This is a genomic window from Streptomyces sp. LS-MS-L19 (assembly GCF_058382285.1).
Genome location: NZ_JBYCLL010000001.1, coordinates 3,197,276 through 3,211,125, shown reverse-complemented (window position 1 = coordinate 3,211,125; position 13,850 = coordinate 3,197,276). Strand labels below are relative to the sequence as shown.

Below are 13,850 nucleotides of genomic sequence, written 5' to 3'. Positions count from 1 at the left end.
CCGAGAGAGCCGATGCCCCCGACCATCCGCAGGGCCGTGATCCCCGCCGCCGGGCTCGGCTCGCGGCTGCTGCCGCTGACCAAGGCCACGCCGAAGGAGATGCTCCCGGTCGGCGACAAGCCGGTCATCGAGCACACCGTGCGGGAGCTGGTGGACTCCGGCATCACCGACATCACCATCGTGGTCTCCGGCGGCAAGTCCCTGATCCAGGACCACTTCCGCCCCAACCCCGCCCTGGTCGAACAGCTCCGCGCCGACGGCAAGACGGCCTACGCGGACGCCGTCGAGGAGATCGCCGAACTCGCCCGCCGCGGCCACATCACCTACCTCGACCAGCACGGCCCCTACGGCAACGGCACCCCCGTCCTCAACGCCGCCCGCTCCTTCGGCGACGAGCCCGTCCTCGTGCTGTGGCCCGACGACGTGTTCGTGGCCGAGGTGCCGCGCGCCCAGCAGCTCATCCGCGCCTACGAGCAGACCGGCTGCCCGGTGCTGGCCCTCCTGCCGATGGACCCCACCGAGTCCCAGCGCTACGGCGTGCCCGTCGTCAAGGAGGACCTCGGCGGCGGCACCCTGCGCATCACCGGCCTGGTCGAGAAGCCCGACCCCAGCGCCGCGCCCTCGGCGTTCGCGGCCATCGGCGGCTATGTCGTCACCCCGGGCATCATCGACGAACTGCGCGAGCGCACCCGCCGCTGGTACGAGCACCGCACCGGCGAGATCTACCTGACCGACGCCATCAACGCCTACGCGGCGACCCGGGCCGTGTACGGCCAGGTCATCCAGGGCCGCTGGTACGACACCGGCAATCCCGCCGACTACCTGGTGGCCCAGATGGCGCACGCCCTGGCCCACCCCGAGTACGGACCGCTGCTGCGGGGCCTGGTCGGCGACCTGGACACCCCCGGGGGAGCCTGAGGGTCAGCCCTCCGACGGATCCACCGTGGCCTGGTGCGCCTCGGCCAGATGCTCCTCCGCCTTCAGCCAGGGCAGGAACTGCGCGGCCCTGCGCCAGCCGCAGGTCCCGCAGCTGATCATGCGTTGCGGGCCCTTGCGGAGCACCTGGACGACGTGCTCCCGCCCGTGCTGGTCCCAGCGGCTCACCTTGCTCGTGCTCGTCTGCACCATGTGCCTCGCCTCCGGCAAGGAGTGTGCAGCAAGAACAACATCAACAGCAGTGTCTTCACGGGGTGTTCGCCCGGATCTGAGCCGGGGAGTCGAGCCGGGACCTGTTCCGGGGAGTCGAGCCGGGACCTGAACGGGCCCTGATCCCGGTCAGACCATCGTGCGCGGCAGCCGCAGGCTCAGTACGCCCGTCAGCGCCACCCCGGCCAGCTGCACGAGCAGGGTCGTCACCAGGGCGTCCCGCATGCCCATGCCCGGCACCAGGGCGAGGAAGAGGCTGCCCAGCGTCGCCACGCCCAGGGCCAGCGACGCCTGCTGGGTCGTGACCATCACCCCGCTGCCGACACCGGCCCGCGCGGGCGGCACCTCGGACAGCACCAGCCGCAGCACCACGGGGAGTTGCAGCGCCTGGCCGATCCCGGCGATCGCGCCACCGGGCAGCAGGGTGAGCAGGCCCAGGTCGGGCCAGGAGAGCCGGGCGGCCAGGATGATCAGGCCGAGTCCGAGCCCCTGGATCAGCGCGCCCGCGGTCACCACCCGGGTGCCGTAGCGGTTGATCAGCCGCGGTCCGGCGATCGACGTGAACAGGAAGGTCACCGCCAGCGGGACCAGGGCCAGGCCCGCCTGGACGGGGCTGCGGCCCGCGCCCTCCTGGAGCGCCACCGCGATCACGAACATGAAGCCGGAGAAGCCCATCGAGAAGGGCAGGATCAGGATCAGCCCCCGGCGCAGCGACACCAGCCGGAAGAGGCTCGGCGGGACCAGCGGTGTCCGGCCCGCGCGGTCCGCCCTGCGCTCCACCGCGAGGAACGCCCCCGCCAGGAACGGGAACGCGGCCAGCGACAGCCAGGTCCACAGCGGCCAGCCCGCCGCCCGGCCCTCGGTCAGCGGGGCCAGCAGGGCGAGGAGGGACGCGGCGAGCAGGACCGTGCCGGGGCCGTCCACCGGCTCCGGGCGCGGGGAGCGGGTCTCGGGGACCGCACGGGCCGCGAGGACCAGTCCGACCAGCACGACCGGGACGTTGACGAGGAACGCGGCCCGCCAGCTCGTGCCCGCGATGTCGGCGGCCACCAGCACACCGCCGAGGATCTGGCCCGCCACCATCGCGAGGCCCGCCGTGGCGCCGTAGAGGCCCATCGCCCGGGCCCGGCGGGGTCCGGCGGTCGCCGACTGGATGGTCGCGAGCACCTGCGGCAGCATCGCGGCCGACGCGGCGCCCTGGGCGACCCGGGCCGCGACCAGCGCCCACGCGCTCGGCGCGAGCCCGCACGCCAGCGAGGTCAGCCCGAACGCGGCCATGCCGGCCAGGAACATCCGGCGCCGCCCGAACAGGTCGCCGAGCCGGCCGCCGAGGACGAGGAGGACGGCGTACGCCAACCCGTAGCCCGCGACGACGAGTTCGAGAACCGACTCGCTGGCGGACAGGTCCGCGGCGATGGTGGGCAGCGCCACGTTGACGATGAAGAAGTCGATGAGGGGGAGTGCCGCGGCGAGCAGCACCGTGAACAGTCCCAGGCCGCCCAGCTCGGGCGGCGCGGCGGGACGGACGAGGCGTGGAGTCGTGGTTTCGGTGGTCACGCGTCGAGCCTGCGCCCGTCCGCAGAGGGGTACCAGAGTGTCCTTATCCTGGTAGAAGAACCACCTGGAAACAGGGACCCGGTGGAGGCAGGCTGGAGGCATGACGACCATGGCCCAGGAGACCGCCGTACCCGCGCCCGTGTCGCCCGCGGAGATCCGGCGCCATGAGCTCGCCGCCTTCCTGCGCCACCGGCGCGAGCACATCACCCCCGAGCAGGTCGGCCTGCCCCGCGGCGCCCGCCGCCGCACCCCGGGCCTGCGCCGGGAGGAGGTCGCCCACCTCTCCGCGGTCGGCGTCACCTGGTACACCTGGCTGGAGCAGGCCCGGGACATCCAGGTGTCCGTGCAGGTCCTGGACGCCCTCGCCCGGGCGCTGCTCCTCGACCCCGTCGAGCGGGCCCACCTCTTCCAGCTCGCCGGGGCGGTCGACCCGACGCCGGCCACCGTCTGCCCGTCGATCACACCCGGACTGCGGCTGGTCCTCGACCAGTTGGGGCCGATCCCGGCCTGCGTGTCCAACAGCCGCTACGACATCCTCGCCTACAACCGCACCTACGGCCTGCTGCTGTGCGACCTGGACGCGGTGCCGCCCGAGGACCGCAACGCCATGCTGCTCTCCTACACCCACGAGGAGTGGCGCTCCTCGATCGTGCACCTGAAGGACACACAGCGGCTGATGGCCGCCCGCTTCCGCGCCGGCATGGCCGGACACCTCGCCGAGCCCGCCTGGAAGACGCTCCTGAAGCGGCTGCGCTGCGAGTCCGCGGAGTTCCGCGAGGTCTGGGACCGCCACGAGGTGGGGGCGTCCCGCCCGCGCCGCAAGGAGTTCCGCAACCGGTACGTCGGCCTCATCGCCGTCGACCACACCGACCTGTGGCTCAGCCCCGAGACGGGCTCACGCATGGTGACCTACGCCCCCGCCGACGAGGAGTCCCGGCTGCGGCTGGAGAAGCTGCACGCGATCGCCCTGGAGCGGGTCTCGCAGGCCGCGTGAGGGAGATCTCAACCGCCGTTCTCCCACGGCTCCCACCTCCTCCTATGCGGCAGACGGATGCAACATGCACCTGACGTATTGGATCAATCGCCCGCCCGCTCGGTGTACTTCCCGGACTGATCGAGGCCGTGCCACAAGCACGGCCCAGTCACAGGGGAGAACATCAGCGTGTACGAGCAGTTCCTGTCGGCGAAGCTGCGTGACCTGCGAGCGGGCGGACAGTACCGGGAGTTCGTGGACATCGACCGGCGGGCGGGTGCCTATCCGACGGCACTGCGCCGGCTGTCCGACGGCACCCGGCGGGAGGTGACCGTCTGGTGCAGCAACGACTACCTCGGCATGTCCCAGCACCCCGAGGTGCTGGACGCCATGCACCGCGCGGTCGACGAGTACGGTGCCGGGTCGGGCGGTTCACGCAACATCGGCGGAACCCACGCCCACTACCGGGCACTTGAGGCCTCGCTCGCCGAATGGCACGGCAAGGAGGCCGCGCTGGTCTTCCCGACCGGCTACGGCTCCAACGACGCCACCCTCCAGTGCCTGCTCAGGCTGCTGCCCGACCCCGTCGTGCTGTCCGACGAGCTGAACCATGCCTCGCTGATCAACGGCATCCGCAGCACCCGCGCCGAACGCGCGGTGTTCCGCCACAACGACGTCGACCACCTGCGGGAGTTGCTCGCCGCACAGCCCCACGACCGCGCCAAGATCGTCGTGTTCGAGTCGGTCTACTCCATGGACGGCGACGTCGCCCCGATCGAGGAGATCGTCGAACTCGCCCGCGAGCACAACGCGTTGACGTTCCTCGACGAGGTCCACGCCATCGGCATGTACGGTCCGCGCGGCTCCGGGATCGCCGCGAACCTCGGCGTCGACCACCTCGTCGACATCGTGCAGGGCACCATGGCCAAGGCGATCGGCGTGATCGGCGGCTACATCGCCGGCTCCGCGACCCTCGTGGACGCGGTGCGCAGCTTCGCCTCCGGCTTCATCTTCACCACCTCCCTGCCGCCCGCCGTCGTCGCCGCCTGCCACGCCAGCGTCGAGCACCTGAAGAACTCCGAGGCCGAACGGCAGGCCCTGCACGACAAGACCCGCCTGCTGCGCGACGCGCTCACCGCGGCCGGCATCACCGTGATGCCGTGCAGCACCACCCACGTCCTGCCGGTCCTGGTCGGCGACGCCACCGCCTGCAAGCGGGCCGCCGTACGGCTGCTGGACGAGTACGACATCTACCTCCAGCCCATCAACTCCCCGACCGTGCCCGTCGGGACGGAGCGGTTCCGCGTCAACGTGACCCCGAACCACACCGAGGACGACATCGCCCACCTCGTGGAGGCGCTCTCCGAGGTCCTCGCCGGGGCCGAGCCGCCGGCCGGCGCCGAGCGCGTCGCCGAGGCGGTGGCGGCATGACCGTCGTCCGTCCCGCCGGCCTCGCCGACATCGAGGAACTCGTCCGGCTGCGCGCCCATCTGCTCGACGCGCCCGACGCCGACCTGCCCTACAAGGCCGGCGGTTCGGCGGCCCGGGAGGCCTGGCGGCGCGACTACCGGGCCTGGCTGACCGCACAGCTCACCGAACCGGAGGGCATCCGGGTCGCGGTCGTCCCGCTGCCCGACGGCACCGGACTCGCCGCCTGCGCGACCGCGATCGTCGACCGGCGCGCCCCCTCACCGGCCTGCCCCTCGGGCCGCGCGGGCTGGCTCCAGTCCGTCGTGGTCGACCCGGCCTCCCGGGGCCAGGGGCTCGGCGCCCGGCTCCTCGAGCACCTGCACGGCTGGCTCGCCGGACAGGGCGTCGACGAGGTGCTGCTCCAGACCACCGAGAACGCCACCGGCTTCTACCGGCGCCTCGGATTCGCCTCCAGCGGCGAGGAGTTGCTGTTCCGCACACTGACGTCGAGGAGTGTCGCCGCGTGAACGTCCTGATCGTCGGCATGGGATATGCCGGCTCCCGCTTCCTGACCGCCTTCCGCAGCCTGGACCAGCCGTTCGAGCTGGCCTACCACGCCCGGCACCGCACCCGGGAGGACGTCCCGTACCACCCGACCCTGGAGGGTGCCCTCGCCGAGCACGCCCCCGACCTGGTCGTGGTCGCCGCCACCGACTCCGCCCACGCGGACCTCCTCACCCGGCTGCACGGCTACCGCGGCTTCGTCCTCGCGGAGAAACCCCTCACCTCCCCGCACGACGACCTCGACGCCGTCGCCAAGGCCCTCACCGACGCCCGGGGCTTCGCCCTGGACCTGGTCGAGCGCTACTCGGACGCCACCGAGGCCCTGCGCTCGTACGTCCGCGAGCACGCACTCCGGCTCGTCCGCGCCCACCTGACGTGGGGCAAGGACCGCATCAACGACCACCGGCCCACCGTCGGCGTCACCAGCGAGGTCATCCACAGCCTCGACCTGCTCCGGTACGTCACGGGCGGCGACGAGCCCCTGGAGGTGCGCGACGCGCTCGGCGTCACCTCCGACTTCTCGGTCTCCGGACCCGAGGTCCTCGACAGCGTCGCCCTGACCGCCACCCTCGGCGGGGCGCCGGTGACGGTGTACAGCAGCTTCACCAACATCGTCCGTCAGCGCACCGTCGACCTCGCCTTCCGCGACCCGAACGGCGGTTTGGTGTACGCGAGTTGCGTCTACGACACCCCCGTCTGGGACGCCGACCACCTGCGCGTCTGGCGGCGCGAGGACGGCCAGGAGCACACCCTGTGCGAGGTCGACACCCGGGACGTCCGGGTGCCCGACGCACAGCGCGCGGTCGTCAAACTGCGCCGCCTCGCCCTGGACGTCGTACGCCATGTCGCCGACGGGACCCCGCCGCGCGTGCCGTTCGCCGGGCTCACCGAGTCCGTGGCCACGCAGCGGCTGCTCAACGACATCGAAACCACCGCCCGCACCACCGGCCCGGCCCGCTACTTCCCGCAGGGCCGCACGCCGGTGACCGAAGTGGACTGGGAGCGCCTCGGATGACCACGCCCACCCCCACCACCCCCATGAACCGGCTCTCCATCCTCGTCCTCGGCGCCTTCGCGCTCGGCCTCGACGCCTACGTCATGGCCGGACTGCTGCCCAAGGTCGCCGCCGACCTGCACACCAGCGAGTCCGCGGCCGGCCAGATGGTGACCCTGTTCACCCTCTGCTACGCCCTCGCCGCCCCGGTGTTCGCGACCGCCCTGGCCGGACGGCCCGCCAAGACCGTCCTCACCCTGGCACTCCTGTTGTTCACCGCCGCCAACGCGCTGACCGCCGTCGCCGGCAGCCTGGCCGTGCTGCTCGTCGCCCGGGCCCTCGCGGGCGTCGGCGCCGGTGTCTACTCGCCGATGGCCGCCGCCACCGCCGCTTCCCTCGCCGGGGAGGAGCGGCGCGGCCGGGCCCTCGCCCTCGTCATGGGCGGCATGAGCATCGGCACGGTCATCGGCGTACCGGTGGGCGTGCTGCTCGCCGACCACGTCGGCTGGCGCGGCACGCTCTGGCTGATCACCGGCCTCGGCGCCGTCGCCATCGCCGGGCTCGCGCTCGCCCTGCCCCGCCTGGAGGCCGCCCCGCCGCCGCCCCTGCGCGAGCGGGCCCGCATCCTGGCCCGGCGACCCGTCGCCGCGATCGCCGGGGTGTCCCTCATCGCCGGAGTCACCAGCCTCGGCCTGTACACCTACCTCGCGCCCTTCCTCGCCGACGCCGGCGGCATCGACGGCACGCTCGGCGCGATGTGGGCCTGGGGCCTGGGCGGCGTGGCCGGAAGCCTCCTGATCGGCCGGATCGTCGACCGCACGGGACGGCCGTACGCCGTCGTCACCGTCGTGCTGCTCCTGCTGTGCCTCTCCCACCTGCTGCTGCCCGTCGCGGCCCACGTCACGTGGGTGCTCGCCGTGCCGCTGGTGGTGTGGGGCGCGACCGGCTGGGCGCTCCAGGTGCCCCAGCAGCACCAGCTGATCGCCGCCCGCCCCGACCAGGCGCCCGTCGCGGTCTCCCTCAACAGCTCGGCCGTCTACCTGGGCAGCGCGCTCGGTTCCGCCCTGGGCGGGGTCGTCCTCGCCGCCGGAGTGGCCCCCGCGGACCTGCCGTACTGGACGGGCGGACTCGTGGCCCTCGGGCTGGTGCTGCACCTGGTCCTGGTCCGCATGCCCCGGTCCGCGGAGGCGGAGACCGCACCTGGCCGGAACGTACGGACGCCGGAATCGGTCCCCGCGGGTGAGTAGTACCGTCGTGACAATGGACGTAGGACTGCAACAGCTGCGCTGCTTCCTCACGCTCGCCGAGGAACAGCACTTCACCTGGGCCGCGGAACGGCTCGGCATCCCCCAGCCCACGCTCAGCCGCACCATCCGCAGGCTGGAGGAGCAGGTCGGCTGCCACCTGCTCGACCGCACCACCCGCCACCCCCGGCTGACCCCGGACGGCGAGCGGCTGCGGACCGAGCTCCAGGTCCTGCTGCCCCGCCTGGAGGCGGCCCTGCGTCCCGTCCCGCAGGACGAACCCCTCAGCCTCGGCTACACCTGGGGCTTCCCCCGCCGACGCGGCCGGGACGCCATCGACCTGGTCGAACGCCGGCACCACATCCTGGTCGAGCCGGTGCGCCGGGACGAGCGGCTGGCCGGCGTGCACACCGGCGCCGTGGACGCGGCGCTGCTGTGGGGCGCGGTCGACGACCCCCGCCTGCACAGCGTGGAGATCGCCCGCGAGGAGCGGGTTGCCGCGGTGTCGGTCCGCTCCACCCTCGCCACCCGGTCCCGGGTGAGCTGGCGCGATCTGGGCCGCCGCTGCCTGGTCCTCAACACCGTCAGCGGCACCCTCACGCCGGACGACTGGCCGGCGGGGGCCCGCCCCGAGATCGGGGCCGAGGCCGCCAACCTGGACGAGTACCTGCACGCGGTGGCCGCCCGCCGCGGAGTGGGCGTCCTTCCGGCGTCGGTGGCGAGCCAGCACCCCGACCCCGACGTCCTCTACCTCCCGCTCGCCGGGGCCCCGCCGGCCGTCCTCCACTACGCCTATCCGCGCACGAACCCCCACCCCCACGCGGAGCACCTCGCCGAGGCACTGCGGGACGCGGCCCGGCCCGCACTGGTAAGCGCCTGATCAATCCCCGTCCGGGGGGATGAGCGTGCCCGGCGCGGGCACTCGGGCGGTCCGAAGGTGAGACCCCCCCACAGGCGAGCAAATCGGGCGAGGCGAATCATGGCCGAGCAGAAGTCGTCGCAGCAGGCAGCCCACGAGTCCCCGGAGAAGGCACGGCAACCGCTTCCGCAGCCGCTGCGGGCGGCCGTGTCGGTACTGGGAAAGGTCCCCGGCGCCGGGACCGTGGGCCGGGTGGCCGAGGGAACGCTGGACCGGGTCGCGGCGGTGTCCCCACGCGGCCGACGGCTCGCGGTGTACGCCGGCGCGGGAGTGCTCGGCGTCGCGGGCATCGTGGAATGGCCGATCGCGGTCACCGGGGCGGCGGTGGCCTGGCTGACCCAGCCGAGGCCGGGGGAGCGGGAGAGTCACGGGGGCGCCGGGGACGGCGCCGGGGGCTCCGGGGACTCCGGAGGTTCGGGGGACTTCGGTGACCGGCCCACGCCGCGGGTACTGGCCTCGACCCACGGAACGCCGTCCTCCGGGGGGCCTGGTTCCGCGGGTACGACGTCTTCCCGGGCGTCGGCCGCCTCGTCGCCGTCGGACAGGTTGCCCGTGCACGAGACGGCCTCGCCGTCCGGCCCCCGTGGCGGGGCACGAGGCTCCGCCGGGGACCGGCGATGATCCGAGGACTGCTCACCCGCCCCACGACCGCCGCCGCGGACCTCGTCCTGGCCGGCCCCCGCCTCCTCGCCAGGGGCACGCCCGCCGCGATCGGTGCCGCCGCCGGCGCGGTGGCCGGAACGGCCCGGGCCGGTGTCCGCACCGCGGACTTCGCGGCCCGCACGGCGAGGGTGGCCCGCGCGGCCCTCCCGGGCGCACCCCAGGGCTGGCGAGCGGGCCCCCGCGTCCACGTGCCACTGTGCGCGGAGGGGACGGACGGACCGGGGGAGGTGAGGGGTTTCGCGGAGGACAAGGACGGACGCGGACGCACGGAGGGAGCGGAGGGACGCAGGGAGGGGGCGGAGGGACGCACCGAACACCGTGCCCGCCACCTCGCCGCCGCGCTCGCCGAGCACCCCGACATCGCCCTGGCCTACTGGGACCGCGGTCTCGGGCGGCTGGTCGTCACCGCCGTCGAGGGCGTGGCGACCGAGCGGGTCGAGGAGCGGGTCGCCACGCTCGCCGAACGGTACGGACTCGTGGCGGACGGACAGGACGTCGAGGAGCTCACCCATCCCGGCGACCCCGGCTCCGTGCGGACCGCCGCCCTGGCGCTCGGCGCAGACGCCGTCGGAGTGGCCGCCGCGGTCACCGGGTCCGCGCTGCGGTTGCCGGCCTCGCCGCGGCCGCTGACCGCGGCCGTGATGCTGCTGCGGGAGAACCCCCGCTTCAGGGGCTGGCTGCGCGGGCGGCTCGGCGACGCGCGCACCGACGTGGCGCTCGCCGTCGTGAACGCCGCCGTGCACGGCGCGGGGCAGAGCCCCACCTCCCTCCTGCTCGACGGCACGCTCCGCGCCTGCCAGCTGGCCGAGGCGATCGTGCGGACGGCCACCTTCGAAGCCGTCCACGACGACCTGTGCGTCCCCGACCGGGACGGCGTGCCCGTGGACCCGGCCCTGCGCCCGCCCCCGCTCCCCTCGCCCGCCCAGGAGTACGCGAGCCACGCCTCCGCGGGAAGCCTCGCCGGCGCCGTCGCCGCGCTGCTCGTCAAGCACGACGTGACCGAGGCCGCGGAGGCCGTCCTCGCGGGCTCCCCCAAGGCCGCGCGCTACGGCCCCGCCGCCTACCACGCCGTGCTGAGCGCCGCCCTGTCCCGCTCCGGCGTCCTGGTGCGCGACCCGGACCGGCTACGCCTGCTGGAGACCGTCGGCACCGTCCTGCTGCACCCGAGCGCCCTGCGCACCCCGGGCACGGGCGCCGACCCCTGGGCCGAACCCGTACTGGACGCGGCCCGTCGCGCCGGACTGAGGGTCGTCGTCGTGGACGACCCCGCCCTCGCCGACTTCACCGGCCTCGCCGACCAAGTCGTGTCCGCCGAACGGCCGTTGAGGGAGGTCGTCGACCAACTCCGCGACGAGAGCAAAGACGGGAGCGAGGGCGGGAGCGAAGACGGGAGCGAAGGCGCGAGCGGTGTCCTCACCGTCGCCCGCCCGCAGGACCCCGACGTCGTCGCCGGACTCCTGCGCGGCGACATCGCCGTCTCCCTCACCGACGGCGGCTGCGCGGTCGCCTGGGGCGCCGACCTCCTCGCCCCGCACGGACTCCCCGACGTCTGGCGGCTGTTGACCGCCGTCCCGGCCGCCCGCGGGGTCGGCCGCCGCTCCCAGACCCTGGCCCGCTCCGGGGCCGCCCTGTCCGGACTCCTCGTCGCCGTCGGCGAGTCGGGCCGCGGCGGCCGCCGTACGGCACTCCCCGGCCTCCGGCACGCGCCCGTCGACGCGGCCGCGGCCGCCGCCCTGTTCACCGGCGCCCGCGCCGCCCTGCGCGTCGCGACCACCGGCCTGCCGCACCCACGGCCCCGGGTGGCCTGGCACGCCCTGGACCCGGACGACGTCCGTGACCGGCTGGAGCGGGACGCGCCCCCGGAGCCGACGCTCGTCGAGCAGACCTCCGCGCGGGTGCGCACCGCCGCCGACACCGTCGTACGACTGCCCGTGCTGGCCCCCGCCCGGTGGTCCGCGCAGCTCGCCCGGGCCGTGCGCGGGGAGCTGGACGACCCGCTCACCCCCGTGCTCGCGGTCGGCTCGGCCGCTTCCGCGATCCTCGGCTCCGCGATGGACGCCCTGCTGGTGGTCGGCGCCCTCGACCTGAACGCGCTCGTCGGCGGGCTCCAGCGGCTGCGCGCCGAGCGGGCCCTGTCCGGGCTGCTCGCCCAGCAGCAGCAGAAGGCCAGGGTGGCGGAGGAGGACCGCGACGAGGAACCGCACGTGGTCGACGCCGCCAGGCTCAGCCCCGGTGACGTCATCGAGCTCGCCCTGGACGACGTGGTGCCCGCCGACGCCCGCCTGCTGTGGGAGGACGGCCTGGAGGTCGACGAGTCCGCCCTGACCGGCGAGTCCCTCCCGGTGGACAAGCGCACCGACCCGAGCCCGCGCGCCCCCGTCGCCGAACGGCACTGCATGGTCTTCGAGGGGACGACGGTGGTCGCCGGACACGCCCGCGCGGTCGTCGTCGACACCGGCGAACGCACCGAGGCCGCCCGCGCCGTCGCGCTCGCCGCCCGCACCCCGGCCGCCGCCGGAGTCCAGGCCCGGCTCCAGGAACTCACCCGCAAGGCCCTGCCGTTGACGATGGCCGGCGGTGCCGCGGTCACCGGGCTCGCCCTGGTGCGCGGCACACCCCTGCGACAGGCGGTCAGCGGGGGAGTGGCGGTCGCGGTGGCCGCCGTACCGGAAGGGCTGCCGCTGGTCGCCACGGTCGCGCAGCTCGCGGCCGCCCGCCGGCTCAGCGCGCACGGCATCCTGGTCCGCGCCCCGCGCACCCTGGAGGCGCTGGGCCGCATGGACACCATCTGCTTCGACAAGACCGGCACCCTCACCGAGAACCGGCTGCGCCTGGTCCGCGTCACCGACCCGGACGGCACCCCCCACACCCCCGGCGAACCCGGCGCCGACGGCACGCTGCGCGTCGCGGCCCGCGCCTGCCCCCAGCTCGACGGCGACTCCGAGGAGCGCCCGGCCCATGCCACCGACGAGGCCGTCCTGGACGCGGCCGCCCCCGACGAGCGCTGGACCCAGCTGGAGGGCCTGCCCTTCGAGGCCGCCCGCGGCTACGCGGCCGCCGTCGGACACACCGGCGACGACACTCCGGTCCTGGTGGTCAAGGGCGCCCCGGAAACCGTCCTGCCGGCCTGCACCGGCCTCCCCGCCGACGCCGAGGACCGGGCCCACTCCCTCGCGGCCGACGGCCTGCGCGTCCTGGCGGTGGCCCGCCGCCCGCTCGACGGCGACGGGAACGGGAACGGGTACGGCGACGGGACGGCCGTACTCGAAGAGCCGTTGCGGGACCTGGAGTTCGTGGGCCTGCTGGGTCTCGCCGACGTTCCCCGGGAGACCTCGCCCGCCCTGGTGCACGGGCTGCGCGAGGCGGGCGTACGACCCGTCGTGCTGACCGGCGACCACCCGCGGACCGCCCACGCCATCGCCACCGACCTCGGCTGGCCCGAGGACGCCACCGTCGTCACCGGCGACGAACTCGCCGCCGCCGACCGCACCGCCCGCTCCCGGATGCTGCGCGACGCCGATGTCGTGGCCCGGGTCGCGCCCGAGCAGAAACTCCAGGTCGTCGAGGCGCTCAGGGACGCGGGCCGGGTCGTCGGCATGGTCGGCGACGGCGCCAACGACGCGGCCGCCATCCGTGCCGCCGACATCGGTGTCGGCATCAACGCCCGTGGTTCGGCGGCCGCCCGCAACGCCGCCGACCTCGTCCTCACCGGCGACGACCTCTCCGTCCTCATCGAGGCCGTCCGCGAGGGCCACGCCCTGTGGCACAGCGTCGCCGACGCCATCGCCATCCTCATCGGCGGCAACGCGGGCGAGGTCGGCTTCGGCATCCTCGGCACCCTCCTCTCGGGCGCCGCGCCCCTCTCCACCCGTCAGATGCTCCTGGTGAACCTCTTCACCGACCTGTTCCCGGCGATGGCGGTGGCGGTCACCCCGACGGAGAAACCGACGGACGACGACCCCTCGGTCGACACGGTCCTCGGCCCCTCCCTGACCCACCAGATCCGCGCCCGCGCCCTCACCACCTGCCTCGGCGCCACGGTCGCCTGGCTCATCGGCCGCTTCACCCCGGGCACGGCCCGCCGCTCGACGACGATGGCGTTGTGCGCGGTGGTGGGCACGCAGCTGGCCCAGACCTGGGCGGACCGCAAGGAGAGCCCGCTGGTCCGGGTGACGTCCCTGGGCTCGGCGGCGGTCCTGTTCGCGGTGGTGGAGACACCGGGCGTGAGCCAGCTGTTCGGCTGCACACCACTGGGCCCGGTGGCATGGGCGGGGGTGGGGGCGGCGATCGGACTGGCGGTGGCGGGGCAGAGGTTTCTACCGGCTGTGGAGCGAACGGTACGAGATCGATGGGGGTTGCGCTGACCGGCCTTCAGGGGCG

11 protein-coding genes are annotated in these 13,850 nt (G+C 74.5%); 9 read left to right on the top strand and 2 right to left on the bottom strand.

Translation table 11 applies throughout. The features are described 5' to 3' along the window. Positions 1-12: 12 nt before the first annotated feature. Positions 13-918 carry a UTP--glucose-1-phosphate uridylyltransferase gene (locus AC2XR2_RS14155; protein WP_356454743.1) on the top strand — a complete coding sequence of 302 codons (906 nt, stop codon included), beginning with the start codon at positions 13-15 and terminating at the stop codon, positions 916-918. Between the two features lie 3 nt (positions 919-921). Here the strand turns inward: AC2XR2_RS14155 and AC2XR2_RS14150 are convergent, their stop codons facing one another. Both AC2XR2_RS14150 and AC2XR2_RS14145 read right to left on the bottom strand, forming a co-directional pair. Further along, positions 922-1,128, bottom strand: coding sequence for a hypothetical protein (locus AC2XR2_RS14150; RefSeq protein ID WP_381300574.1), 207 nt, complete (start codon positions 1,126-1,128; stop codon positions 922-924). 147 nt (positions 1,129-1,275) lie between these two features. Continuing rightward, entirely contained in the window at positions 1,276-2,703 is a 1,428-nt protein-coding gene (locus AC2XR2_RS14145) for an MFS transporter (protein ID WP_491515217.1), read from the bottom strand. Positions 2,704-2,803: 100 nt separating this feature from the next. Between AC2XR2_RS14145 and AC2XR2_RS14140 the strand changes: the two genes are divergently transcribed. The 8 genes from AC2XR2_RS14140 to AC2XR2_RS14105 all read left to right on the top strand — a co-directional run bounded on the left by AC2XR2_RS14140 (position 2,804) and on the right by AC2XR2_RS14105 (position 13,834). Then, on the top strand, positions 2,804-3,697 hold the full coding sequence (locus tag AC2XR2_RS14140) for a helix-turn-helix transcriptional regulator (protein WP_330267048.1): 894 nt from the start codon (positions 2,804-2,806) through the stop codon (positions 3,695-3,697). 168 nt (positions 3,698-3,865) lie between these two features. After that, on the top strand, positions 3,866-5,107 hold the full coding sequence (gene hemA, locus AC2XR2_RS14135; protein ID WP_491515216.1) for a 5-aminolevulinate synthase: 1,242 nt from the start codon (positions 3,866-3,868) through the stop codon (positions 5,105-5,107). Then, a complete protein-coding gene (locus AC2XR2_RS14130) occupies positions 5,104-5,613 on the top strand; it encodes a GNAT family N-acetyltransferase (RefSeq protein ID WP_381300568.1) in 510 nt (169 codons plus the stop codon). Before hemA ends, AC2XR2_RS14130 begins: the two co-directional genes overlap by 4 nt. Then, positions 5,610-6,665, top strand: a complete 1,056-nt coding sequence (locus AC2XR2_RS14125; RefSeq protein WP_491515215.1) for a Gfo/Idh/MocA family protein — start codon at positions 5,610-5,612, stop codon at positions 6,663-6,665. Before AC2XR2_RS14130 ends, AC2XR2_RS14125 begins: the two co-directional genes overlap by 4 nt. Then, positions 6,662-7,891: an MFS transporter gene (locus AC2XR2_RS14120; RefSeq protein ID WP_491515214.1), complete on the top strand. Its 1,230-nt coding sequence runs from the start codon at positions 6,662-6,664 to the stop codon at positions 7,889-7,891. The genes AC2XR2_RS14125 and AC2XR2_RS14120 overlap by 4 nt, the downstream gene beginning before the upstream one ends. 13 nt (positions 7,892-7,904) lie before the next feature. Further along, entirely contained in the window at positions 7,905-8,768 is an 864-nt protein-coding gene (locus AC2XR2_RS14115) for a LysR family transcriptional regulator (RefSeq protein ID WP_491515213.1), read from the top strand. A 99-nt stretch (positions 8,769-8,867) separates the two neighbouring features. After that, complete coding sequence (locus tag AC2XR2_RS14110; protein WP_449348285.1) at positions 8,868-9,428, top strand: hypothetical protein; 561 nt, start codon at positions 8,868-8,870, stop codon at positions 9,426-9,428. Continuing rightward, positions 9,425-13,834 (top strand): cation-translocating P-type ATPase, encoded by a 4,410-nt coding sequence (locus AC2XR2_RS14105; RefSeq protein WP_491515212.1) that lies wholly within the window; start codon positions 9,425-9,427, stop codon positions 13,832-13,834. The genes AC2XR2_RS14110 and AC2XR2_RS14105 overlap by 4 nt, the downstream gene beginning before the upstream one ends. Positions 13,835-13,850 lie beyond the last annotated feature (16 nt).

Coding starts and splice junctions, on each gene's coding strand:
- AC2XR2_RS14105 (WP_491515212.1), top strand. CDS start 9,425: ATGATCCGAGGACTGCTCACCCGCCCCACGACCGCCGCCGCGGACCTC.
- AC2XR2_RS14155 (WP_356454743.1), top strand. CDS start 13: ATGCCCCCGACCATCCGCAGGGCCGTGATCCCCGCCGCCGGGCTCGGC.
- AC2XR2_RS14140 (WP_330267048.1), top strand. CDS start 2,804: ATGACGACCATGGCCCAGGAGACCGCCGTACCCGCGCCCGTGTCGCCC.
- AC2XR2_RS14120 (WP_491515214.1), top strand. CDS start 6,662: ATGACCACGCCCACCCCCACCACCCCCATGAACCGGCTCTCCATCCTC.
- AC2XR2_RS14130 (WP_381300568.1), top strand. CDS start 5,104: ATGACCGTCGTCCGTCCCGCCGGCCTCGCCGACATCGAGGAACTCGTC.
- AC2XR2_RS14110 (WP_449348285.1), top strand. CDS start 8,868: ATGGCCGAGCAGAAGTCGTCGCAGCAGGCAGCCCACGAGTCCCCGGAG.
- AC2XR2_RS14115 (WP_491515213.1), top strand. CDS start 7,905: ATGGACGTAGGACTGCAACAGCTGCGCTGCTTCCTCACGCTCGCCGAG.
- AC2XR2_RS14150 (WP_381300574.1), bottom strand. CDS start 1,128: ATGGTGCAGACGAGCACGAGCAAGGTGAGCCGCTGGGACCAGCACGGG.